The organism is Rhizobium zaerense (genome assembly GCF_051810725.1).
GTDB classification, from domain to species: Bacteria; Pseudomonadota; Alphaproteobacteria; order Rhizobiales; family Rhizobiaceae; genus Rhizobium; species Rhizobium leguminosarum_I.
In genome coordinates, this window is record NZ_JBPWQY020000002.1 from 199,171 (window position 1) to 222,556 (window position 23,386).

A 23,386-nucleotide genomic window follows, 5' to 3' on the forward strand; every position below is an offset into this window, starting at 1 on the left:
GATATCCTCCTCAGCGAGCGCCGATGCGCGCGGCTTTCGTCTGGGCTTCCAGCGAAAGACGGCAGACTTCAAAAACATGATCCTGGGTCATCGCCGTCTGCGTGCGGTTGCCGACGTCGGCGGTGAAGGCGTCGAAATAGTCGAGCTTTTCGCCGCTGCAATCGATATGGGTCATTTCCTTGCCGTTGACCAGGAAGAGATGATCCTTGCCCGGCCGGCCGGTAATGTCGATATATTTGCGCAGTTCGATGTAGCCTTCGGTGCCGAGAATAGTGAGGCGCCCGTCGCCCCAGGTCGGCAGCGCCTCCGGCGTGAACCAGTCGACACGGACATAACCCGCCGCCTTTTCGGAGCGCAGAAGCACCTCGCCGAAATCCTCGAAGGCGGGCTTGTCGGGCATGCCGAAATTGCCGATCGAGCTCGCGATGACCTCGCCTGTGGTCGAGCCGGTATAAAACAGGAACTGGTCGATCTGGTGTGAAGCGATATCGACGATAATGCCACCGAAGGCTTCCGGGTCGAAGAACCAGTCCGGTCGGGTCGGCAGCTGCAGCCGGTGTGGACCGACACCGAGCGTCTGGATTACCTTGCCGATCGCGCCTTCGGCAACGAGCTTGCCGGCCTTGACGGCGGAGCGCACGCAGTGGCGTTCGGAAAAGCAGATCGAGAAGATCTTGCCGGTCTCGGCAACGGTGCGCCTGACCTCCTCGAGCTGGGCGAAGGTCGTCACGCCGGGCTTGTCGGTCATCACGTCCTTGCCCGATCTCATCGCGCGGATGGCAAGCCCGGCACGGTCACGGGGGATTGCGGAAATGCAGATGACATCGATTGACGGATCGTCGAACAGCTTTCCCCGGTCGATCTGCGGCGCGTCAGGATAGGTCTTCTCAAAGGCCTCGCGCAATGCCGGCACCGAGGTCTGAGGGCAATAGCCGACGAACTCGCCGCCTGCGGCCAGCAATCCCTTCACGTGATCGAACGTGTGCCCATGGTCGATTCCGACGACGGCAAATCTCAACATCGCTGCAATATCCTCCTGGGATTTTCGTGTGGCCGGGTAATGCCAGCCTCCTCCATGTTGGGCAAAACAGATAACGAAAGCCGGCTCCTGTCAAGGCGAGATGGAGGGCAAAATCGTCACAGCCTGTATTTAAATATTTGAAATTTAACAGTTATTTTGTATCTAAATAGTTATTTTGAGGGCTTTTGCGATTGGATTCCCGAGGAAGCCCGCCGCTTGAGCCGATCGAGAAAAAGTCTTTTTCCCCAACGCATCTTGCCCCGTCTTCATGAATGTGATCGATTTTGGTCGCCGCCGGGTTGGAGGGCGGCAACACCCCGCAATTTTCAAAAGAGCGCTTCTCGCTCGTCTTGACGGAAGATCACCATGTCTCAAGCTCTTCTCGATGTCGCCGCTTCCGATGGTCTTTTCGTTGGCCGCGTCTGGAATCCCGAGGTTGCCGGACCGAGCATTGTGACATCACGCGAGGGCGTGCTGGTCGACATCACGTCGCGCGAGGCGCCGACGCTGAGCGCCCTGCTCGAGCGGCCGGATGCCGCCGGCTTCGTCCGCGCCGCAAGTGGCAAGGCGGTCGGTTCACTGGAGCAGATTGCCGCCAACAGTACGGGAACGCCGGATGAAGTGCGTCCCTATCTCCTTGCACCCGTCGACCTGCAGGCAGTCAAGGCCTGCGGCGTCACTTTCGCCCAGTCGATGATCGAGCGAGTCATCGAGGAGAAGGCTGCCGGCAGTCCGGAACGGGCCGCCTCGATCTGCGAGCGCGTCAGCACGCTGATCGGCGGCAGCCTCACCAATCTGAAGGCCGGTTCGCCGGAGGCGGCCAAGGTCAAGCAGGCACTGATCGACGAGGGCATGTGGTCGCAATATCTCGAGGTCGGCATCGGGCCGGACGCCGAAGTCTTCACCAAGGCGCCGGTGCTCTCCTCGGTCGGTTGGGGTGCCATTATCGGCCTGCATCCGATCTCGACGTGGAACAACCCCGAGCCGGAAATCGTGCTCGCGGTCAACAGCCGCGGCGAGATCAAGGGGGCGGCACTCGGCAACGACGTCAATCTGCGCGACGTCGAGGGCCGCTCGGCACTGCTGCTCGGCAAGGCCAAGGACAACAACGCCTCCTGCTCGATCGGTCCTTTCATCCGCCTGTTCGATGCCGGCTACAGCCTCGATGACGTCCGCAACGCCGAACTCGACCTGAAAGTCACCGGTCAGGACGGTTTCGTGCTGCACGGCAAAAGTTCGATGTCAAAGATCAGCCGCGACCCGACCGATCTCGTCAAGCAGACGGTCGGCGCCCATCACCAATATCCCGATGGTTTCATGCTCTTTCTCGGCACGCTGTTTGCGCCGACGCAGGACCGCGACGCGCCAAAGCAAGGCTTCACCCACAAGATCGGTGATGTCGTCGAGATTTCCTCGGCAGGGCTCGGCGCGCTCGTCAACACCGTTCGGCTCTCCACCGAATGCCCGCCCTGGACCTTCGGTATTTCGGCGCTGATGAGCAACCTCGCAAAGCGCGGTCTTCTCTAAACTACTGATTCCGGCGCCTGCCCTGCAGCAGGTCGAGGACGGAGTTTGCCGCCTCGAGAACATTTGTCCCGGGGCCGAACACGGCTGCAACGCCGTGTTCGTGCAGGAATTCATAGTCCTGACGCGGGATGACGCCGCCGCAGACGACGATGATATCGCCACCGCCCTGTTCCCTCAGCCTGTCGATCAGCTGCGGCAGCAGCGTCCTGTGACCGGCCGCCAGCGACGAGACGCCGACAACATTGACCTTTTCGCTGAGCGCGACGCCGGCAGCTTCCTCCGGTGTCTGGAAGAGGGGACCGGCGAGCACATCGAAGCCGATATCGCCGAAGGCCGAAGCGATCACTTTGGCGCCTCGGTCATGTCCGTCCTGACCGAGCTTGGCGACCATGATCTTCGGCCGGTGACCGATGGCTTCCGTCACTTCGGTCATGCGGGTCCTCAAGACAGCGAGCTCCGGCTCGTTTTCATATGCTTCGCCATAGACGCCTTTGATAACTTCAGGAATGGCGGCATGATCGCCGAAGGCAGCGCGCATCGCATCCGATATTTCGCCGACCGTGGCGCGGGCTCGCGCCGCCGCGATGGCGGCTTCCAGCAGGTTGCCCTTGCCGCTCTGTGCGATCTCTGCCAGGGCCGCCAGCGCCTCGCGCACGGCTCCGCCATCGCGCCGCCGCTTGGTTTCCTCGATCCTTCTTATTTGCGCTTTGCGTACTGCGCTATTGTCGATCTCCAGAATGTCGATCGGCTGTTCGTTGTCGAGCCTATAGCGGTTGACGCCGACGATGACCTCCTCGCCCTTGTCGACAGCTGCCTGGCGGCGCGCGGCCGCTTCCTCAATCAGCCGTTTCGGCAGGCCATCGGCCACGGCCTTGGTCATGCCGCCCAGAGCCTCGACCTCCTCCATCAAGGCCCAGGCCTTATCGGCAAGCTCGGCCGTCAGGCTTTCGACATAGTAGGAGCCCGCCAGGGGATCGACCACTTTTGTCACGCCCGTTTCGTGGCTCAGGATCAGCTGCGTATTACGCGCAATGCGCGAGGAAAATTCCGTCGGCAGCGCGATCGCCTCGTCGAAGGAGTTGGTGTGCAGCGACTGCGTACCGCCGAGCACGGCCGACATCGCCTCGAAAGCGGTGCGGATGATGTTGTTATAGGGGTCCTGTTCCTGCAGCGAGACGCCGGAGGTCTGGCAATGGGTGCGCAGCATCAGCGAGGACTGTTTCTTCGGATGAAACCCTTCCATGATCCGCGTCCAGAGCAGGCGGGCGGCGCGCAGCTTGGCCGCTTCCATGAAGAAGTTCATGCCGATGGCGAAGAAGAATGAAAGGCGGCCGGCGAACTCGTCGACGCTCAGGCCTTTGGCGATGGCGGCGCGGACATATTCGCGGCCGTCGGCCAGCGTGAAGGCCAGTTCCTGCACCAGCGTCGCGCCGGCTTCCTGCATGTGGTAGCCGGAGATCGAGATGGAGTTGAACTTCGGCATCTCGCGGGCGGTATAGTCGATGATATCGGCAACGATCCGCATCGAGGGTTCGGGCGGATAGATATAGGTGTTGCGGACCATGAACTCCTTGAGGATGTCGTTCTGAATGGTCCCCGAGAGCTCGGCCCGTGGAACGCCCTGCTCCTCGCCGGCGACAATGAAGGAGGCAAGGATCGGGATGACGGCGCCGTTCATGGTCATCGACACCGACATTTCGCCGAGCGGAATGCCATCGAACAGGATCTTCATGTCCTCGACGCTGTCGATTGCCACACCTGCCTTACCGACATCGCCCTCGACGCGCGGATGATCGCTGTCATAACCGCGGTGGGTGGCAAGATCAAAAGCGACCGACAGGCCCTTCTGGCCGGCCGCCAGATTGCGGCGATAAAAGGCATTCGATTCCTCTGCCGTCGAGAAGCCGGCATATTGGCGGATCGTCCAGGGCCGGCCGGCATACATCGTCGCCCGCGGGCCGCGAGTGAAGGGGGCAAAACCGGGAAGCGAACCAAGGTGCCCGGCGCCGTCGAGATCCTCGGCCGTATAGAGCGGCTTGACGGCAATGCCTTCCGGCGTCTGCCAGGTCAACGTTTCGGGCGAGCTGCGCAGTTCCTTTTGCGCAAGCTCCGCCCAATCCGACAGCGTCTTCTTCGTCATACAGTTCCTCCGGCTTTTTTCATCTCCACCCTACCATTTCACCGGCTCCTCGTGCGATAGAGCCCGAACAGGATGATTTTAGGCCGAGCTGGCCAAAAATCTGAATCCTGTTCTATATTATATAGTTAGAGCATGATGTCGTCCTGAAACCGCTCACACTTTTCGGCATCATGCTCCAGGATAGTTAATGCGGCAAATCCTTGATTTCTATTGCCGGCTTTGGGACCCGCCTCATGAAGACCATGCAGATCTATGCCTTCGACATGAACTGCGTCGGCCATATCAACCACGGCCTGTGGACGCATCCGCGCGACCGCTCAGCGGACTATACCGATCTCGACTACTGGACGGAGTTTGCCAAGACCGCCGAACGCGGCAAGCTGGACGGCATTTTCCTGGCCGACATCGTCGGTGTCTACGATGTCTATAGGGGCAGTCCGGCACCGGTGATCGAAACGGCGGCGCAGATTCCCGTCAATGATCCGCTGATGCCGATTTCGGCGATGGCCTATGTCACCAAACATCTGGGTTTCGGGGTCACCGTCAACACGACTTATGAGCCACCCTTCCTGCTGGCGCGCCGCATGTCGACGCTCGATCACCTGACCAAGGGACGGATCGGCTGGAACATCGTCACCGGTTATCTCGACAGTGCCGCCCGCAGCATGGGTCTCGACACGCTGCCGGAACATGATGCGCGCTACGACGCAGCCGAAGAATATCTGGAAATTCTCTACAAGCTCTGGGAAGGAAGCTGGGACGACGATGCGGTGCTGCGCGACAAGGCGGGCGGCACCTATGCCGATCCCTCCAAAGTGCGCTCTGTCCGTCACGACGGCAAATATTACCGGATGGAAGGCATCCATCTTTCCGAGCCCTCGCCGCAGCGCACGCCCCTGCTCTTTCAGGCCGGCGCCTCGGCCCGCGGCCAGGACTTTGCCGCTCGCCACGCCGAATGCGTCTTCATTGCCGGGCCTAATCCCAAGGCGGCCAAGCCGACCGTCGATGCGCTGCGGGCGAAGGCGGAGGAATTCGGCCGTGGCGCCGACGCACTGAAGATCCTGAGCCTGATCACTGTTGTCGTCGGGCGGACGGAGAAGGAAGCACAGGACAAGCTCGAGGATTATCGCCGCCACGCGAGCGTCGAGGCCTCGCTTGCACATTATTCCGCTTCGACAGGCGTCGATTTTTCGAAGTATGAATTTGACGACGTCATCGACCAGAGCTCGACCAACGCCAATCAGTCTGCACTTGCGGCCATCACGAAACAGGCAGCGAAGCCGGTGACGCTGCGTGACATCATCGACCAGATGATACTCGGCAGCCGGATGAAACCGGTGGTCGGCTCACCTGAGCAGATCGCCGATCATCTCACGACATGGATCGAAGAGGGCGGCATCGACGGCTTCAATCTGGCGCGGACGGTGGCGCCGGAAAGCCTGCGCGATATCGTCGATCTGGTCGTCCCGGTTCTGCAGGAGCGCGGCGTCTTTAAGGCGGACTATGCTGCAGGACCCTTGCGGCAGAAGCTTTTCGGCGGCGGCAACGGCAGGTTGCCCGCTGCTCATCCCGCCGCCCAGTTCCGGCGCTGAGTTATCGGTGGTCCAGCCCGGCAACCAGCCGGTCGCCAAGCCACTGGATGCCGCAGACGAGCACGATGAGGACGGCCACCACCGCGATCATCACACTGGTTTCGAAACGCTGATAGCCATAGCGGATGGCGAGATCGCCGAGGCCGCCGGCGCCGATTGCGCCCGCCATGGCCGAGGCGCCGATCAGCGTCACCAGCGTGACGGTGAAACCGGCGACGATGCCTGGCAGCGCTTCAGGCACCAGCACCTCGCGGATGATGGTCCAGCGATTGCCGCCCATGGCGCGCACGGCATCGATCAGCCCGCGGTCGACTTCGCGCAGCGACACTTCGGCGATGCGGGCGTAATAGGGCGTTGCGGCGATGGCGAGCGGCACGATGGCCGCCCAGGTGCCGAGCGCGGTGCCGACGATCAGCCGCGTCAGCGGGATCAGCGCCACCAGCAGGATGATGAAGGGCACCGAGCGGAAGCCGTTGATGACTGCGCCGAGCACGCGATTGATCCAAAGGTTTTCGGCGATGCCGCCGCGCGCCGTCGCAAGCAGGGCCAGGCCGAGCGGCAGGCCGGCGACGAGCGAGATCACCCCCGAGGCGAGGGTCATCAGGACCGTCTCCCAAAGGGAGCGAATAAGCAGTTCAAACATGATCGGCGTCATAACCAAGCACCTCCACCCGGGCGGACCGGGCCGTCAGGAATTGTTCGACATTTCCGGCAAGCGCGGGGTCACGCGCGGGAACGGCGATGAAGAACCGCGCCACCGGCTGGTTCTGGATATGGTCAATGCCGCCATGGACGAGGCGGAAGGAATGCGGCAATGCTGCCGAGAGTTCGGCAAATAGCGCGCCCTGCGCCTGTGGCCCGGCGAGATCGACGCTGAGGATCGCTTCGTTGCCCGCCGTCGCCGACAGCCGGCCGGCGATATGCGCAGGAAGCTGCGGGCGGATGCCGCCGAGCAGGCTCCCGGTGATTTCAGTCTGCGGATTGGCGAAGACCGACCAGACCTGCCCTTCCTCGACGATCCGTCCGGCATCGATGACCGCGACGCGATCGGCAATGCCGCGGACCACTTCCATCTCATGCGTGATCAGCAGAATGGTCAGCCCGAGCTTACGGTTGATATCCTTGAGCAGCGCCAGGATCGACCGGGTTGTTTCCGGATCGAGCGCCGATGTCGCCTCGTCGGACAACAGCAGTGCCGGCCGTGCCGCCAGCGCCCGGGCGATGCCGACCCGTTGTTTCTGGCCGCCGGACAGCGATACGGGATAGGTCTTCGCCTTGTCTGCAAGGCCGACGAGCTCGAGGAGCTCATGGGCTCGTTTCAGGCGCTCGCCCTTTGCAAGACCCTCGATCTTCAGCGGCAGCGCGACGTTTTCCTCGACGGTTTTGGCGGAAAGCAGATTGAAATGCTGGAAGATCATGCCGATGCGGCGGCGCAGCGGCTGCAGGTCCTGTTCTGAAAGTCCGGTGATGTCTCGGCCTTCGATGAGGATCTCGCCGCCATCGGCGCGCTCCAGGCCATTCAGGCAGCGGATCAGCGTCGATTTGCCGGCGCCGCTGCGGCCGATGATGCCGAGGATCTCGCCTCTCTTCACTGTCAGCGAAATGCCGTCGAGGGCTGCAGTGGTTCCGAACCGTCGCTTCACGTCGGTCAGCCTCACCACCTCTTCGGAAGCCGGCGCTTGAGACTGCGCCTCGATCACCGTGGTGGAAACAAGGGAGTTCATATCGTTTTCCTTACAAATACTGAAGGCGGTCCGGGCAGAGAACGCCCAGACCGCCTCTCGGCAGGCCTTAGAGCCTTTCCGGGTTAGATTGAAGCATTCTGCCGGAGCAGGTTTTCGTCAGGGCAAAGGCGATTAGCGACGGGCATATCCCTTGGTACGTCCGAGCCGATCGCCTTTGCCCTGGCGGAAAGATGCCCGGCCCTTCGGGTTGGCTGAAACGGGCCGGCTGATCGACCGGCCGACTCCGTTTGAGCCAACAGAATGCTGCAATCTAACCCGGAAAGGCTCTAACCCCGGCCCCGCCTCGGATCAATAGGCGCTGAGACCGGTGCCCTTGTAGACCTTATCGAACTCGGCCTTGACGGTGTCGTTCTGATAAGAAGACACAAGCGTCTTGACCCAGTCGGCATCCTTGTTGTCGTCCTTGACGGCGATGAAATTGCGGTATGGATTATCAGTGATCGGCTCCTGGGCGATGCGTTCGGCCGGAGAAAGACCGCTTTTCAACGCCCAGTCGGTGTTGACGATACCGGCATCCAGATCGTCGATCGAGCGGCCGACGATGCCGGCGTCGAGCTCTTTGATCTCGATCTTCTTCGGATTGTCGGTGACGTCGGCGACGGTCGCGAGAATACCGGTGCCCTCCTTCAGTTTGATCAGGCCTTCGTTCTGGAGAACGCGCAGCGCACGGCCTTCGTTCGAAGGATCGTTCGGCACGCCGATGACGGCACCTTCCGGGATCTCGGCGACGGACTTGTATTTCTTGGTGTAAAGGCCGATCGGCCAGACCCCGGTATAACCGACGCGAATGATGTGATAGCCGTGCTGCTGGATCTGGTTGTCGAGATAGGGCTGGTGCTGGAAGGCGTTGGCATCGATTTCGCCGCGTTCCAGCGCTTCATTCGGCTGGGTGTAGTCGTTAAAGATGACGGTCTCGATCTTGAGACCCTTCTTGCCCGCCTCGCTTGCGACAACGCGCCAAATGTCCTCCTCCTCGCCGGCCATGATGCCGACCTTGATCGACTTGTCCTCGGCAAAGGAAGGAGTGGGTGCTGCAAAGAAAGAGTGCGGCAGCGGAAACGGCCACGGCGGCAAGAGCCGCCCGGCGCGAAAGGTGGAGGCCGTGAAGATTTTTGTTCTTGGTCATTTTATATCCCGTCTGACTGAATGAGGCCGAACGCCCCGAGCAGGCCGATCATGGCAAATGCGCAGATCGCGAGCGAAGCACGAATATCTGATGTGGAGCAAGGCTCGGAAAAACTCTTGCCCTGCCATCGATATCGGCAGGATAAATTTCCATTAAATTAGTGGATTATACTTGGCCGCGAGGATGGCGCGAAAGCGAAAACGACGCCTTAGCGGCGCCGTTTCAAGTCTATCCTGCACGCTTCACTCGGCGGCGATAAGCGCTTGAGTCCGGTTGGGAAAGAAGGCCGCGAGCTCGCCGATGACCTCCCCGATCCGATTGCAAAGCGGGTCGGATGAGACACGGTAATCGGTGAAGTCGCGGTCGGATGCATAAACCGCGGTCGGCAGCGTGTGAGACATGAAAAAACCGAAGAGCGGGCGGAGCTGGTGCTCGACCATCAGCGCATGGCGGTCACCGCCGCCGGTCGCGGTGATGATGATTGGCTTGGCGCGCAGCTCATGCGGGTCGATCAGGTCGATCAGATGCTTGAAGAGGCCGGGATAGCTGCCCTTGTAGGTCGGCGCTCCGATGACCAGCACATCGGCATTGACGATGTCGTCGATGACTTCCCTGGCGCGACTGTCGAGATCGGCACGGCGCAGCGCCAAACCAAGCGAGGGGCCGACGTCGGTCAGGTCGTAGATTGCGTTGTCGAAGCCGTATTTCTCAGCGGCGAGACCAGCAATGTTTTCAACAAGCGCAAAGGTCTTGGACGGGCGGTTGAAACTACCCGCAAGGCCGACCAATTTGGGAGCAGACATGCCATTTCCTTCCAATATCGTGCCGAAATCGACGTCATTATTGGATGAATATTATCTATAAAAATAGTGGATTAAAGGTATGGCGATCCCTCTTCCCCATAGGAGGAGAAAAATACGTTCGAGCCAATGGGCGGTTGCGACGTGCGAAACTGGGAGCATCGAGCCGGAGTCCCGGTGACATTCCGGCTCGATCGATTGTCCGTAAGCGATGTCGCCTCAGACCGGTTTCTGCTTGGGAATGCGCGGCAGGAAGACCGTCAGGAGACCGAGCAGCGGCAGGTAGGAGCAGATACGGTAGACGAAATCGATGCCGTGGGTATCAGCGAAATCGCCGAGCAGCGCCGCCCCAAGCCCCCCTGCCCCGAAGGCGAAGCCGAAGAAGACGCCGGCAATCAGCCCGACGCGCCCGGGCACCAGTTCCTGTGCGAAGACGACGATTGCCGAGAAGGCCGAAGCGAAGATCAGGCCGATGACGATGCTGAGCACACCCGTCCAGAAAAGGTTCGCATAGGGGAGCAGGAGCGCAAAGGGAATGACGCCGAGGATCGAGAACCAGATGACGAAACGCGCGCCGAAGCGATCGCCGATCGGCCCGCCGAGGAAAGTGCCGACGGCAACCGAACCGAGGAACAGAAAGAGCATCAGCTGTGCCTGCTGCACGCTGAGCTCGAACTTGTCGATGACGTAGAAGGTGAAGTAGCTCGACACGCTCGCCATGTAGACATTCTTCGTCGCCGTCAGCACCACGAGAATGAGCAGCGCCCAGATGACCCGGTTCTGCGGCAGCGGCAGGGTCCGGCTGATTGCCGGCTTGCTGGCATTCTGGCGCCTGTGGCTGATGTACCAGTTGCCGACCCAGCTCAGCACGATCATGCCGACCATGGCGATGGCGGCGAACCAGGAGACGCTGTGCTGGCCGAGCGGCAGCACGATGAAGGCGGCAAGCAGCGGACCGATCGCCTGGCCGGCATTGCCACCGACCTGGAAGAAGGATTGCGCGAAACCATGGCGACCGCCGGAGGCAAGACGGGCGACGCGCGACGATTCGGGGTGGAAGACCGCCGAGCCGAAGCCGATCAGGCTGGCGGCAACCAGCAGCAGTTCGAAGCTGCCGGCATTGCCGAGCAGAATGAGGCCGCAAAAGGTACTCGCCATGCCCACAGGCAGCGAATAGGGCATCGGCCAGCGGTCGGTGACGATACCGACCAGCGGCTGCAGCAGCGAAGCCGTGACCTGGAAAGTCATGGTCAAGAGGCCGATCTGGACAAAATCGAGATCGTAGTTCGCCTTGAACAGCGGATAGAGCGAGGCGAGCAACGACTGCATGATGTCGTTCAGCATATGGCAGAAGCTGACCGCCATGAGGATGGAGATGGTTGTTTTTTCGAAACGGGGCGCGCTCTCGGCAACGGTTGCCATCAATACTTCTCCTGCACAGGCACGGCCGGTGCCGCGCCACGTCGCTTTGTTCGATGGATTTTCGGGCGATCGGGGCTGGGAAGACACTCCTGCGACGGTCGCTGAAGTGCATTTAGCGTAAGCGGAGACGCAATTACAGCCCGGTTTTATCCGTATTGGTACGGCTTTTGTTCGATTTTTTCTCCGAACCAGTGATTTCTGCCTGGCTTAACGTCTTTCCAGGCGGGCTTTCATACCACAGTCGGTCGCGATCATCGCATATCCAGTATGCTATGTGAAAACAACCATGGAAAAGCCATGCAGGGGATACTACAGCTTCCCCGATTGAAAAATGCGATCGAGGCTGAAAACACACGATGAATGTCAAGACAGCGAATGCAATAGACAGCTATGTCGGAGCGCGCATAAGAATGCGCAGGCAGTTGCTCGGGATGAGCCAGGAACGGCTTGCCGAGCAGATCGGCGTGACCTTTCAGCAGGTTCAGAAATACGAGAAGGGAATCAACCGCATCGGCGCGAGCCGCCTGCAGCGGATCGCCGAGGTGCTTCACACGTCGGTGAGCTTCTTCTTCGAACAGGAGAATTCCGAGCCGTTGACACTGCAGGGCCTGGATCTGTCGGCGAATGCCGACCCGGTCGCTGAATTCCTGCGAACAAAAGAGGGATTGGTGCTCAATCGCGCCTTTCTTAAAATTGCCGACCGCAATATCCGCGATACGGTCATCGCGCTGGTAAAGGCGATGGCGCAGGCGGAAAGTCACGGCGTAGCATTGGAAGCCTCCGGAGCGGATATCACTCTTCCGCTCGGAGAATAGCCGGGGATATCGGCAGGCAGTATCCGCATGAAACTCAGGCCCGAGTCATTTGGTGAGTTGCAGCTGATCGATCTGACAGGGCAACCTGTGGCGTTCCCGGAAAGGGTCTGCTTGCGATTTGCTATCTGCTGGATCGGTATCTGCAGGACGGGACCGGGAGCTAATATCCGCGCTCGGCGTTGGCGTGGTTCCTATGGAACAGCCATGACAATCCTGACATCGTGGCCAACCTGGCGATGAGGTCATCTGGGCCAAGCGTTTCAGCCCGAGAAATATGATTTGGTAAGTCACCGGCGCGACATGGCGCGGCGGACCGCCAGGGAGCTTGCCGGCCAAGTTCGCCGGTATGAAACCAAGCGCCACTCCTTCGAGGCAATTCGGCCGCCTATCACAGCTACCTTGTTGGTCTGCGGGATATGAAGCGGCTTTCTCTCCCCGATATTCGACGTGGGAACAGCCGCACTCGATCTCGATCTTTAGCAGGGAAGGCTCAGGATACGAAAAAGCCTGCCACGGGAGGAGGTGCGGCAGGCTTTCTGAAAACCGAACAGCGACTGGGAGGAGGTGCATTGCTTCGATAGTGTTGATCATAGACCGACCACGGATGGTGCCAATGTCTTATGCTGCACTGCAGCTATGCAAGGACTACAAGGCGGAAAGCTTACAATACGAACGAGGATCCCAACGAGTTCCGCCACGGAGTTCGACGCAAAAACGCCCGCGTCGGAAGCGGGCGTCAAGCAAGTATTCAATACTACGCGCTGTGCGGTTAGCGCCCGATCGATGCGCGGGCAACGCTGCGGATGTCAGCGCGGTCGATACCGAGGTCCTGCAGCTCACGGCTGGACATGCGGCCGAGTTCGGTGACGGTCTGACGGAACTTGCGCCAGTTGTTGAAAGAGCGTGCTACGTTCATGATAATCCCCTTTCCTGAGGGCTGTCTGACGTCAGCAACCTTTTTGGCTCCGGCGTCGTTTCGATGGTTGGAATATAGGCGGTTCAATCGGTTTAAAACAGCGACAATCTCTCATCTCAGCTATGCGATGGACGCATGGGGTGTTTCTTTTTTGGGCGAAATTCTGTCTTTTTAAGCCGCGGAGGTGAAAGCCATCGGATCGTCGGGTTCGTATCTCGCGTCACAGAGTGAATCCAATGCTGCGAACAGTACTTAATGACACGTGTTGAGTTCCGAGCGCCCGAAGTATCCGCCTATCCGGACGGAAGCGCTTGGCGGCATATCCTAACGCCACGGCGTGACGACATCGGGGTCCAAATTCTCCGAAGAAACAAGCAGGATCCCTGCCACGCTGAGCGCCCTGCTGAACAAAATCGGTTGGCCAAGGCACGGCTGGTCTGCGGACCCTGGTTTGCGGAAGCGCACCAGCGTCTTCGATGAAACGATGCATCGCTGAAGGCCCCAAGTGAGGAATTCGTTGGGAAGAAGGGGCTATCGAAGGCGGCTGTTTCGGGCAAACGGACAAAATTAGAAAATTCTATCTAGGTTATATCGTTCCATAGCCCTGTCGAATTTGACAATGAGATTTTCGAACGCCCAGCGGATGCTTCGCTGGGCCCATGTGACTTGCCGTCTTCTTCCAAGATCAACCAGGAGATTTCCATGAGCAATCCAGTTCTCGTCAATCAGATCATTCCCGAGTCCGATGTCGTGCTGCTGACTGGCCGCGTCGGCGCCGAAATCAGGGGCGTCCGCCTCGGCGGAGACCTTTCGGACGCAACGGTGGCGGCCATCAACCAGCTTCTCCTGAAACACAAAGTCGTCTTCTTCCGCGACCAGGAACATCTCGACGATGCCCAACAGGAATTATTCGCACGCCGCCTGGGCGACCTTGTGCCTCATCCAACCCAGGGTCCGGTGAACGGCACGGCGTCCATCCTCAATCTCGATTCCAGCCGCGGCGGCGGCAGGGCGGACCAATGGCACACAGATGTCACCTTCGTGGATGCCTATCCCAAATTCTCGGTCCTTCGCGGCGTCGTCATTCCGGAAGCTGGGGGTGATACGATCTGGTCCAACACCCATGCCGCATACGAAAGTCTGCCAGCACCGCTCAAATTGCTGGCGGACAATTTATGGGCCATTCACAGCAATGCCTATGACTACGCAGCCGTGCGCCCTCGTGCCACCGCTGAAGAGAAGAAGCATTTCGAGGACGTTTTCACTTCGACTATCTACGAGACCGAGCATCCAGTCGTGCGTGTCCATCCCGAAACCGGCGAAAGATCGCTGCTGCTCGGCAATTTCGTTCAGCGCCTGGTCGGCTTGTCGAAAAGCGACTCCGCGAAACTCTACGAGGTGTTCCAGTCCTACGTTACCGCCCCGGAAAATACCGTGCGCTGGCGCTGGAGAGCCGGGGATGTGGCGATCTGGGATAATCGCGCGACCCAGCACTATGCTGTCAACGACTACGGCGACCAGCACCGGGTCGTGCGCCGCGCCACCGTTGACGGCGACGTCCCCGTCAGCGTCGATGGCCGCCACAGCATAACCCACGTCAAGGCCGCCAAACCGAAGGCAAAGGCCGCGTGAGCGCGGCCGGACAGGGGGCGCCCTTGCAATTTTATATCGCGCGGTGCTTGCCGCCGCTTGCGCCACCGACAGTCATCCAGGCATCGCCAACTGCCTGACGGCGCCCCATTCGCGACCCGCTGCATCGCCCAGCGCGGCGATGCAGCATGGCTCAGCTGTTGCCATCCATTCACAATTTGGGACAATAACTCTCACACGTCGCCGGCTTGACGACGTGCTGCTCGAGTGCCGGCAATATTGGCAGCTGGCGTCGCAGTCCCGACAGTCCGCCGGCTGCACATGCTAGATGATCATCGTGTCGAACATGCGTGACCGCGATTGCCAACAGAGGCCGATCATCATGACTAGCGTGCGTCTCCCGGGTAACGTTCTCGTCGCCGTCATGATCGCCTGCGTCGCCACGTGTTACGGCTTCGGCCTCAGCCTGTTTCCCCAGATCATCCCCGACATGCGGAAAGATCTTGCCTTCGACTATGCGTTCGTCGGCACTGTCACCGGCTTGGTCCAGTTTTCCACGGTGGCATTCGCCGTGCTCGCTACCTGGCTCGTCCATCGCATCGGTGCCGCACGGACGGTAGTGGCGTCCGTGTCGCTCTGTGGGCTTTGCCTGTCGGGCATTCCCATCATCGACAATCTCTACGTTGTTGCCGGCCTGCTGATGGTCGCCGGCGCGACGGGCGCATCGACCTTCGTGCCGATGATTAACCTCGCCTCGCGGGTGGTGAGAGCAGAACAACGCGGCTTTGCCATGAGCCTGATCTCCAGCGCCCCGGCCTTTGGCGTCCTCATCAACAGCGCACTCGTGGCGGCATATGCCGGAAGCGGTCACTGGCAGATGGTCTGGCACCTCACAGGCGCCGCCACGATCACACTGGCCGTTGTCACCCACATCCTCTTCGGGCGGGCCGGCCTCTTCGACAGCGGGGCAAGTCACGAAACGCTCGCGTCAACTGCCGGCGCTTCCGCAAGCATGCGCTCCATCATGCCATGGGTGGTGCTGATCTTCGCGCTCGGCTTCATCAACGGCCTGATGCCCTATCCCTATCTCACCTATCTGTCGCCTTTCCTGCGCGAGGAACTCGGCTATTCCGTCGGCTTTGCCTCGTGGCTCTGGGCAATGATCGGGGCCGTGGGGATCGGCGCAGGCTTCGCCATTGGCACAATATCCTCACGCCTCGGATCACGCTATGCCATGCTCGCCTGTTACTCAAGCTTCCTCGCCGCCGGCGCCCTCGTCGTCCTCGATCCCTCGATGGAACTCTCGATCCTGTCAGGCATCTTCTTTTCGCTGGGCTTTTATCCGATCTATGGCCTGCTGCCGGCCTACGTCTCACATCGCGCCACGCCCCGCCTCGCGGTGACCGTCTTAGGCATCTGCACCGTCTTCCAAGGCATCGGCGGCACGACGGGGAACTTCTTTGGCGGCGTGATCAAGACAACGACCCAGAGTTTCGGCGGCATCTATCTTGCCGTTGCAGTTACGGCCGCCGTCGCGGCGGCGCTGACGATTTTGCTGCCGAAGGATCAAAGGGTGCAGGCCGAGTAACGGCTGCCGATGCTGCCTTTGGCGCAAACGCTATTATATGTTGGCATCCTCGCCGAACGCGCCGGCTGTTTTTTGCCGATCAGGCCTTTTCGAAGAGCGGCGAGATGACCATTTCCGGCACCAGCACTAGGCCCTTGTCGGTTATCCGGATTTCCGGGATGACCGAGAGCGGGATGAGATTGAAGCCCATATAGGCGATGGTGCAGCCTGCCTTTTCCCATTCGAGCTTCAAGGCCCTTACCTCGTCGGCGACCTGGTGCACGCGCTTGTCGGACAAAAGCCCGGCGATCGGCAGTGGCACCATCGCCGTCACCTTGCCGTCCATGACGACACAGACGCCGCCCTGTTTTTCTTCGATCGCGTCGAGCGCCACCTGCATGTCCGCTGCATTGGTGCCGGCGACGATGATGTTGTGGCTGTCGTGGCCGACCGACGATGCGACCGCGCCTTGTCTGAGGCCGAAGCCGTTTAGCAGCCCGTGGGCGACATTGCCGGCAGACTTGCCGTGACGCTCCACCACCGTCACGAAGCAGAGATCGTGCTTGTCGAAATGCGTCTTCCAGTCATTGGCCGGCTCCAGCGTGACGGTGACATGGCCGAGGGTGATGCCAGGCAGCTCCGTCTTGATCGTATGAGCGATGACCGTCTCCGTCGGCAGGTCCGGTGTCAGTTTGAGGTTCTTTGGCAGTTTGACCGTGTGGTAGGCGGCATCCGGATAGCGGTACGGTTTCGACAGGGCTTCGTCGAGGATCGGCGTGATCTTCTTGCCGTCGACGACGAGTTCGCCGCCATACCAGGTGCTGACCGGCGTAAGGTCGTCGCTGAGAAGCACCAGGTCGGCGCGGCGTCCGCCGCCCAGACCGCCGATTTCGCCTTCCATGCCGAACCGCGTTGCGCCGTGCAGCGAACCCATCGCCCAGGCCTGTTCCGGTCTCATGCCGTATTTCACGGCTTCGCGAGTCACCCAGTCCAGGCCGAAGGCGAGCAGATCTTCCGCATCACGGTCGTCGGTGCAGACGGCAACGCGCTTGTGGGAAGCGCCGAGCTCGGTGATCGTCTTGATCGCTTGCGGCAGCGAATGCCAGGGTGTCGTCGGCGGGCCGCCGCGCAGGAAGATCCACACGCCGGCTTCCAGCAGGTCGTCGGCAATGTCGCGGTCTATGGCTTCGTGCGTGTCGGTAACGCCGGATGCGGCATAGGCGCCAACGAACTCTCGTCCGTAGACGTGGCCCGATACCGGCCTGCCGCGCTCGAGCGCCGCAGCCAGGATCGCATGGCTGCGCTCGTCGCCCATCGCAACGGGGACGAAATCCATCTTCTCACCGAGAGCCACGGCTTCCGGCCATTTGTCGAACAGGGCGGCGATCTTGTCCGGCGTCAGGTCGCCGCCGGCTGTCTCCAAATCCGGCGTCGTCGCCGGCACGGTGCTCGGTACGGTTAGGAAGATTGACAGCGGCGCCTGCCGTGCATCCTCGAGCATGGCCTCGACGCCGGCGACGTCCATCACGTTGCCGATCTCGTGGCTGTCGCAAAAGATCGTCGTCGTGCCGTTGAGGAGCGCCGCTTCGGCATAGGCGCAGGCCGTCACCATCGAGGATTCGATATGGATATGCGGATCGACCAGACCGGGCGCGATGATGCCGCCCTTGGCGTCGTAGAGTTTAGCGCTCGCACCCCTGTAGCTGCCGGCCGGCTTGACGGCCGCAATGCGGCCCCCCGAAATCCAGATTTCCCGTCCGTCGAGAAAGCGCTCCGAATAAGTGGACAAGACGCGTGCGCCCTGGATGACCAGGTCGGGTTGGCGACGCGCGGAGGCGACATCCGCAAGACGGCGGGTCATGGTCGAGAGCGGCTGAACGGAGAAGCGGGTAAGCGTGCTCATGAAAACCTCATTTCCAGGGCGGGGAGAACAGGCAAGATTGTAAGGAACGCCGTCGAGGGAAGGAAGCACCAATAGTTCTTGTCTCTGGCGTAGGCCTACCGAACGAGGCAACAGACAGGGATGCCCTACCGCTCAGGGCACCCTGACCGACATCGTTCATTCCGGCTTCGAGAAATCTTGTCTTGAACGTAATGCGGTTTCCCTCACGACTTCGTTCAGCCGGCGGAAAAGCACCTGTCGGCAATATCCCGGCCGATCGGGATCGACGACGTGGCCGCTGGCGACGGCGCATTGCAGACGTGCAGCATGCGACCCGTCCTTAGGAACAGGAAATCATGCTCCAGGCGCCCGTCCCGCATCACGGCCTGGGCCCGGATGCCCGCTTCCATCGGCTGAAGGTCTTCGAGTGTCAGCGACGGGCAGTATTTGCGGCACGCTTCCAGGTAGTTTTTCCGCCACAGCGAGTCCTTGAATTCGTTCACGGCACCCCCTGCGTTATTCCAGAGAAGCCGCCATAGGCCTGGAAACGAGAGACACTCGCTGAGATCCCGGATGTTTATGCTGAATTTCGGATACCCCTCGCGCGCCATTCCCAGAACCGCATTGGGTCCGACGGTAAGGCTGCCGTCAATCATCTTGGTGACATGAATGCCGAGGAACGGAAGCGACGGATCGGGCACCGGATAGATCAGGTGCCTGACCAGTCCATTCCGCGACGGCGGCAGACGGAAATATTCGCCCCTGAACGGTATGATCTGATGATCGATCTTGAGGCCCGCAAGTTTGGCGATGCGGTCGGATTGCAGGCCGGCGCAGGCGATCAGCTGTCTGGCCCGCCATCGGCGCTCACCCGCTACAATCTCCACGAGATCCGAGGTTTCGCGGATCGCGGAAACCTGCGTATTCAATTCGAGTTCCACGCCCTGAGCGGCCAGATGAGCGCCCATGGCGACGCACACAGCCTTGTAGTCGACGATACCCGTCGCCCGAACGCAAATTGCCGCGACGCCTTCGACCATGGGCTCCCGCTGTTTCAGCGTATTCCGATCAAGCCATTCTATATCGATGCTGTTGATCCTTGCCCGTTCGGCCAGGTCCTTCAGGCGGCGGTGTTCGAACTCGTTAGTGGCAACCACCAGCTTTCCGCATTGTTCATAGGGTACAGCTTTCTCCCTGCAGAACGCCTTGATGGCATCGGCCCCCTCCCGACAGAGGCGCGCTTTCAAGCTGCCTGGCGCATAGTATATTCCCGCGTGGATGACGCCGCTGTTATGCCCCGTCTGGTGGACGGCCAAGCCAGGCTCCTTTTCAAGGAGAACGACGCTTGCGCCGGGGCGCTTTTCCAGAACGGCCATGGCGGTAGCAAGGCCAACTATGCCGCCGCCTATGATGCAGACGTCGTGAATCATTGCGACACTCATTCCAATCGATCGAAGTTAACGCCGAACGACGGCTTGCCGCTGAGCGAAAGATCGACGGTTCGTTGAGTGCGAGCCGCCGAAATCCGGGCAAATCCGCTTTTCACGAACATGCGGGCGGGCCTCAGCTATGGGACGCGAAATATCTGCCTTGAACCTCGCTCGGGATCTCGTTCGGGGCAAACTGATCTATCACGTCCTACGGTTCGCGTATTGCGTTGTCGAGGCCACGCAGCAGCGGATACAGGAAATAGGAGATCACCGTACGGTTGCCGACCTTGATTTCCGTGGTCACAGTCATGCCGGGAAGCAGCCGCACCGGCACATCTGTGGCATTCAGCCGGGTATCGGCGAGCAGGATCCGCGCCTTGAAGAAGGGAGCGGCCGGCTGGTTGGTCGGGGCTGTCCTCCTGCTGGCCCGTGAGGAAGGTGTCCTGGCTGATGGTCCTCACCTCGCCTGTCGCGGTTCCGTATTTCTGGAACGGATAGGCATCGAGCTTGATACGGGCTTCCTTGCCGACGGCCACCCGGCCGATATCGCGCGTGTTGATCGAGACTTCCGCTTCCAGCGGCACGTTGATGGGCACGAGTGTGACCACCGGCTCCGCCTCCCGCACCACCGAGCCGACCGAGCGCTGCGCCAGGTCGAGCACGACGGAATCGGCCGGCGCCGTCAGCGCGACCATGTTGCGGCGCAGCGCCATCTTCTTCAGTTCCTCGTCCGCCATGTCACGCTGGCCGCGCAGTTCCACCAGTTGCTCCATCGCCGCCCGGCGGAAATCCTCGATGAAGGCCTGCCGGTCGGCCGTCAGCTTGGCATAGGCGTGCGCGGCCTCGTCGGCCCGGCCGCGAACGGCCGTCAGATCGGACTCGACGTCGAGGCGGGCGTCGCGCGAGCCGAGCAGCGTGATCAGCGAGCCGCTCTGCTTGTTATAGAGCCGCTCCCGCGCTGCCTCGATCTGCGACAGCCCATCACGCCTGTCGTTGAGCACGGCCTCCTGGTTCTTGCTCGCCAGAAGAGCGGCCGACTGGCCGGCTATCTGCTGCTCGAAATTCTGCAGCTGCGCCGTGTAGAAGGCCCGTCGCTGGCCGAAGAGCTGCGCCTGCAGCATCTGGTCGGGCGTATCTCCCGCCCCGTGTAATCGTTGCCGGCAAGCTCGGCCTCGATGCGCCGCACCTGGGCGTCGAGCGCGGAGAATTTCGCCTGCTGCTGGTCGACATCGGCCTGGCTGAAAGTAGCGTCGAGGGTCGCGAGCGTCTGGCCGGCATGCACCACTTCGCCGGCCTTCACCTCGATCGTGCGGATGATCGAGGTTTCGAGCGGCTGGACGACGATGGTCGGCTGGGTGGTGACGAGCTTGCCGGGCGCGATCACCACCTCGTCGATCGACGAGACCGAGGCCCAGGTGATCGCCGAAGCAATCAGCGCCGTCACGCAATAGAGCGTCATGCGCGCAACTCTAGGTGGCGCGCGTTCCTCGAGCTCGACCGCATCGGATTGGAACTCCGCAATTGCCGGCGGCAGCGGCGGGGCGGCGGTCAGTTCCCTTCCTTTGCCTGAGGGCGCCTTGTCTGAAGGGCCGTTGCCTGAAGGGACCGGCAGGTTCTCGCTGGGTTTTCTGGTGTGCGCGTTCATGCGACCTGCCTCATCTGCTGGGACCACAGGTGGCGATAGGTCATGCAGCGCGATACAAGCTGATCGTGCCGGCCGATATCGGCGACCTTGCCACGATCGATGACGAGAATGGCATCGGCATCGACGAGCGTCGAAAGCCGGTGCGAGACGATGATGACGGTGCGGCCGGCGGCGATGCGGCTCAGATTCTCGCGGATGATCGCCTCACTGTCGGGGTCGAGCGCGCTCGTCGCCTCGTCGAAGATCAACAGCTTCGGATCGGTGATCAGCGCGCGGGCAATGGCAAGCCGCTGCTTCTGGCCGCCTGACAGGTTGGAGGCGTTTTCCTCCAGCATCGTGTCAAAGCCACGCGGTAGGCGCTCGATGAACTCCTCGGCGCCGGCGATACGGGCAACTTCCATGATCTCCTCGATGCTGGCATCGGGCTTGGCGGCGGCAATATTCTCGCGCACCGAGCCGCGAAACAGGAAACTATCCTGCAGCACGACGCCGATGCTCGTTCTCAGATGCACGAGGTCGATCTCGCGGCTGTCATAACCATCCATGCGCACGAGGCCTTCCTGGCTCTGATAGAGGCCCTGGATGAGCCTTGTGATCGTCGTCTTGCCCGAGCCGCTCTTGCCGACCACGCCGAAGAGGCAGCCCGTCGGAATGGCGAAGGAGACATTGTCGAGCGCCGGCGCGCTATCCGGGCCGTAGCGGAAGGTGACCCTGTCGAATTCGATGCGACCCTGCAGATGCGGCCGAACACCTCGCCCGCGGCCCGCCTGCTCCGGCCGCTGATTCATGATCTCGCCGAGCATGCGTACGGAGAGCGCGACTTCCTGATATTCGTGCACCATGGTGACGATCTGCACCAGTGGTCCCGAGACCCGGCCGGCGAGCATGTTGAAGGCAACCAGCGCGCCGATCGTCATCGCGCCGCTGAAGACATCGAGCGCGCCGAGGCCGATGATCGCGACGCTCATCAGCTTCTCCAGCAGTCCGGTCATCGCCTGGGCGATGGTCGAGATCTTGTCGACCCGGAAACGCACGGAGATCGACTGGGCCGAATAATCGTCCCACACCTTGCGCTGGCGCGGCTCCAGCGCCAGAGATTTGACGGTGCGCATGCCGTGCACGGTTTCCACCAGCAATGCCTGCCGGTCGCCTTCGGCCTGATAGAGCGCCTGCAACCGGCGCTGGAACGGCCCGACGAGCATCATCACCACGAGCCCGACGAGGGCGGCAAAACCGAGCACGACAAGCGTCAGCTTGACGCTGTAGAGAAGAAGGATCGGCACGAAGACCAGGAGCGAAACGCCGTCCAACAGTGTGAGAAACAGCCGGCCGGTCAGGAATTCGCGGATGCGCCCCGTCTGCTGCATATGCTTGACGAGAACGCCGGCCGAGGCCTGCTCGAAGAGCGCGATCGGCAGGTTGAGCAGATGGCCGAAGGTGCGGGTCGCGACACGGATGTCGATCCTGTTCGTTGCATAGAGCAGCAGATAGCGGCGCAGGAAGGTGAAGGTCGCGTCGAAGACGAGCGCGATCGCAATGCCCACCGTCAGAACCGTCAGCGTCGCATAGCTCTGATGCACCAGCACCTTGTCGATGACGAGCTGAAAGAAGATCGGCGTCGTCAGCCCCAGCCCGTAGAGCACGAAGGCGGCGAGCGCGACGTCGCGGAAGAAGCTGCGCTGCTTGATGATCTCGGGGACGAACCAGCGGAAGCCGAAGGGCCGGTCCTCATCGGACATGCGATAGTTGCGCTTCAGCAGGATCACCGATCCGAGCCAGGCCTTGGTGAACTGCTCTTCGCTGAGCATCATCACTTCGGCGCGTGATGCCAGCGGGTCGAGAACGCGGATTCTCTCATCCTCCCCGCTCCCGATAGCGCCGGCGATGACCACCCAGTTGCCGTTCGTCAGCTCGGCGAGCACCGGGAATGCCTCGCCAAGTTGGAACAGGGATCGCCAGTCGAGCGTCAGATGCCTTGCCCTAAGGCCGGCATCCTTGGCCATGCGCAGCAACTGCCGCACGGCAACAGGATCGTTGCCGACGGCATAATCGTGCTGCAATCGTTCAGGAGCAAGATCGACGCCGTGATGACGCGCGACCAGCGCAAGACAGTGCAGATTGGTATGCAGAAAACCACTCATGGCCCACCCGAAACAGTACGAGACCGA

At 61.1% G+C, this 23,386-nt stretch carries 15 protein-coding genes and 2 pseudogenes; 5 read left to right on the plus strand and 12 right to left on the minus strand.

Annotated elements, in window-relative coordinates; all coding sequences use genetic code 11:
* Positions 1 to 10 precede the first annotated feature (10 nt).
* Entirely contained in the window at positions 11 to 1,021 is a 1,011-nt protein-coding gene (locus tag ACS4RR_RS25360) for a Gfo/Idh/MocA family protein (RefSeq protein ID WP_222386070.1), read from the minus strand.
* 366 nt (positions 1,022 to 1,387) lie between these two features.
* Here ACS4RR_RS25360 and ACS4RR_RS25365 point away from each other — a divergent pair, with 366 nt between their 5' ends.
* Entirely contained in the window at positions 1,388 to 2,548 is a 1,161-nt protein-coding gene (locus ACS4RR_RS25365) for a fumarylacetoacetate hydrolase family protein (protein ID WP_456190359.1), read from the plus strand.
* 1 nt (position 2,549) lies between these two features.
* Here the strand turns inward: ACS4RR_RS25365 and scpA are convergent, their stop codons facing one another.
* Positions 2,550 to 4,688 carry a methylmalonyl-CoA mutase gene (scpA, locus tag ACS4RR_RS25370; RefSeq protein WP_456190360.1) on the minus strand — a complete coding sequence of 713 codons (2,139 nt, stop codon included), beginning with the start codon at positions 4,686 to 4,688 and terminating at the stop codon, positions 2,550 to 2,552.
* A 233-nt stretch (positions 4,689 to 4,921) separates the two neighbouring features.
* Between scpA and ACS4RR_RS25375 the strand changes: the two genes are divergently transcribed.
* Positions 4,922 to 6,280, plus strand: coding sequence for an LLM class flavin-dependent oxidoreductase (locus ACS4RR_RS25375; RefSeq protein ID WP_456190361.1), 1,359 nt, complete (start codon positions 4,922 to 4,924; stop codon positions 6,278 to 6,280).
* 1 nt (position 6,281) lies between these two features.
* On the opposite strand, the gene ACS4RR_RS25380 is transcribed toward ACS4RR_RS25375, so the two are convergent.
* The 5 genes and pseudogenes from ACS4RR_RS25380 to ACS4RR_RS25400 form a co-directional block, all read right to left on the minus strand.
* Positions 6,282 to 6,935, minus strand: a complete 654-nt coding sequence (locus ACS4RR_RS25380) for a methionine ABC transporter permease (RefSeq protein ID WP_222386074.1) — start codon at positions 6,933 to 6,935, stop codon at positions 6,282 to 6,284.
* Positions 6,916 to 8,004 carry a methionine ABC transporter ATP-binding protein gene (locus tag ACS4RR_RS25385; RefSeq protein WP_456190362.1) on the minus strand — a complete coding sequence of 363 codons (1,089 nt, stop codon included), beginning with the start codon at positions 8,002 to 8,004 and terminating at the stop codon, positions 6,916 to 6,918. The genes ACS4RR_RS25380 and ACS4RR_RS25385 overlap by 20 nt, the downstream gene beginning before the upstream one ends.
* A 309-nt stretch (positions 8,005 to 8,313) precedes the next feature.
* Positions 8,314 to 9,151 (minus strand): annotated as a pseudogene (locus tag ACS4RR_RS25390) (MetQ/NlpA family lipoprotein).
* Between the two features lie 242 nt (positions 9,152 to 9,393).
* Positions 9,394 to 9,954 (minus strand): FMN reductase, encoded by a 561-nt coding sequence (msuE, locus tag ACS4RR_RS25395; protein ID WP_222386077.1) that lies wholly within the window; start codon positions 9,952 to 9,954, stop codon positions 9,394 to 9,396.
* A gap of 216 nt (positions 9,955 to 10,170) precedes the next feature.
* Complete coding sequence (locus tag ACS4RR_RS25400; RefSeq protein WP_456190363.1) at positions 10,171 to 11,373, minus strand: MFS transporter; 1,203 nt, start codon at positions 11,371 to 11,373, stop codon at positions 10,171 to 10,173.
* A gap of 356 nt (positions 11,374 to 11,729) precedes the next feature.
* On the opposite strand from ACS4RR_RS25400, the gene ACS4RR_RS25405 reads away from it, so the two are divergent.
* Positions 11,730 to 12,188, plus strand: a complete 459-nt coding sequence (locus tag ACS4RR_RS25405) for a helix-turn-helix domain-containing protein (RefSeq protein WP_456190178.1) — start codon at positions 11,730 to 11,732, stop codon at positions 12,186 to 12,188.
* A gap of 769 nt (positions 12,189 to 12,957) precedes the next feature.
* Here the strand turns inward: ACS4RR_RS25405 and ACS4RR_RS25410 are convergent.
* A complete protein-coding gene (locus ACS4RR_RS25410; protein WP_456190179.1) occupies positions 12,958 to 13,104 on the minus strand; it encodes a DUF1127 domain-containing protein in 147 nt (48 codons plus the stop codon).
* 702 nt (positions 13,105 to 13,806) lie between these two features.
* Here ACS4RR_RS25410 and ACS4RR_RS25415 point away from each other — a divergent pair.
* A complete protein-coding gene (locus ACS4RR_RS25415) occupies positions 13,807 to 14,736 on the plus strand; it encodes a TauD/TfdA dioxygenase family protein (RefSeq protein WP_222386080.1) in 930 nt (309 codons plus the stop codon).
* 340 nt (positions 14,737 to 15,076) lie between these two features.
* Complete coding sequence (locus ACS4RR_RS25420; RefSeq protein WP_456190180.1) at positions 15,077 to 16,282, plus strand: MFS transporter; 1,206 nt, start codon at positions 15,077 to 15,079, stop codon at positions 16,280 to 16,282.
* A 79-nt stretch (positions 16,283 to 16,361) separates the two neighbouring features.
* Here ACS4RR_RS25420 and ACS4RR_RS25425 read toward each other — a convergent pair whose 3' ends face one another.
* The 4 genes and pseudogenes from ACS4RR_RS25425 to ACS4RR_RS25440 all read right to left on the minus strand — a co-directional run bounded on the left by ACS4RR_RS25425 (position 16,362) and on the right by ACS4RR_RS25440 (position 23,359).
* Positions 16,362 to 18,164 (minus strand): adenine deaminase, encoded by a 1,803-nt coding sequence (locus ACS4RR_RS25425; protein WP_260111780.1) that lies wholly within the window; start codon positions 18,162 to 18,164, stop codon positions 16,362 to 16,364.
* A gap of 215 nt (positions 18,165 to 18,379) precedes the next feature.
* Positions 18,380 to 19,585, minus strand: coding sequence for an L-2-hydroxyglutarate dehydrogenase (lhgD, locus tag ACS4RR_RS25430; protein WP_456190181.1), 1,206 nt, complete (start codon positions 19,583 to 19,585; stop codon positions 18,380 to 18,382).
* A 196-nt stretch (positions 19,586 to 19,781) separates the two neighbouring features.
* A pseudogene (locus ACS4RR_RS25435) lies at positions 19,782 to 21,218 on the minus strand (HlyD family type I secretion periplasmic adaptor subunit).
* Positions 21,215 to 23,359 carry a peptidase domain-containing ABC transporter gene (locus ACS4RR_RS25440; RefSeq protein ID WP_018067995.1) on the minus strand — a complete coding sequence of 715 codons (2,145 nt, stop codon included), beginning with the start codon at positions 23,357 to 23,359 and terminating at the stop codon, positions 21,215 to 21,217. Before ACS4RR_RS25440 ends, ACS4RR_RS25435 begins: the two are co-directional and overlap by 4 nt.
* Positions 23,360 to 23,386 lie beyond the last annotated feature (27 nt).

Coding starts and splice junctions, on each gene's coding strand:
- ACS4RR_RS25420 (WP_456190180.1), top strand. CDS start 15,077: ATGACTAGCGTGCGTCTCCCGGGTAACGTTCTCGTCGCCGTCATGATC.
- ACS4RR_RS25410 (WP_456190179.1), bottom strand. CDS start 13,104: ATGAACGTAGCACGCTCTTTCAACAACTGGCGCAAGTTCCGTCAGACC.
- ACS4RR_RS25375 (WP_456190361.1), top strand. CDS start 4,922: ATGAAGACCATGCAGATCTATGCCTTCGACATGAACTGCGTCGGCCAT.
- ACS4RR_RS25440 (WP_018067995.1), bottom strand. CDS start 23,359: ATGAGTGGTTTTCTGCATACCAATCTGCACTGTCTTGCGCTGGTCGCG.
- ACS4RR_RS25380 (WP_222386074.1), bottom strand. CDS start 6,935: ATGACGCCGATCATGTTTGAACTGCTTATTCGCTCCCTTTGGGAGACG.
- ACS4RR_RS25405 (WP_456190178.1), top strand. CDS start 11,730: ATGAATGTCAAGACAGCGAATGCAATAGACAGCTATGTCGGAGCGCGC.
- scpA (WP_456190360.1), bottom strand. CDS start 4,688: ATGACGAAGAAGACGCTGTCGGATTGGGCGGAGCTTGCGCAAAAGGAA.
- ACS4RR_RS25415 (WP_222386080.1), top strand. CDS start 13,807: ATGAGCAATCCAGTTCTCGTCAATCAGATCATTCCCGAGTCCGATGTC.
- lhgD (WP_456190181.1), bottom strand. CDS start 19,585: ATGAGTGTCGCAATGATTCACGACGTCTGCATCATAGGCGGCGGCATA.
- ACS4RR_RS25400 (WP_456190363.1), bottom strand. CDS start 11,373: ATGGCAACCGTTGCCGAGAGCGCGCCCCGTTTCGAAAAAACAACCATC.
- ACS4RR_RS25425 (WP_260111780.1), bottom strand. CDS start 18,164: ATGAGCACGCTTACCCGCTTCTCCGTTCAGCCGCTCTCGACCATGACC.
- ACS4RR_RS25385 (WP_456190362.1), bottom strand. CDS start 8,004: ATGAACTCCCTTGTTTCCACCACGGTGATCGAGGCGCAGTCTCAAGCG.
- msuE (WP_222386077.1), bottom strand. CDS start 9,954: ATGTCTGCTCCCAAATTGGTCGGCCTTGCGGGTAGTTTCAACCGCCCG.
- ACS4RR_RS25365 (WP_456190359.1), top strand. CDS start 1,388: ATGTCTCAAGCTCTTCTCGATGTCGCCGCTTCCGATGGTCTTTTCGTT.
- ACS4RR_RS25360 (WP_222386070.1), bottom strand. CDS start 1,021: ATGTTGAGATTTGCCGTCGTCGGAATCGACCATGGGCACACGTTCGAT.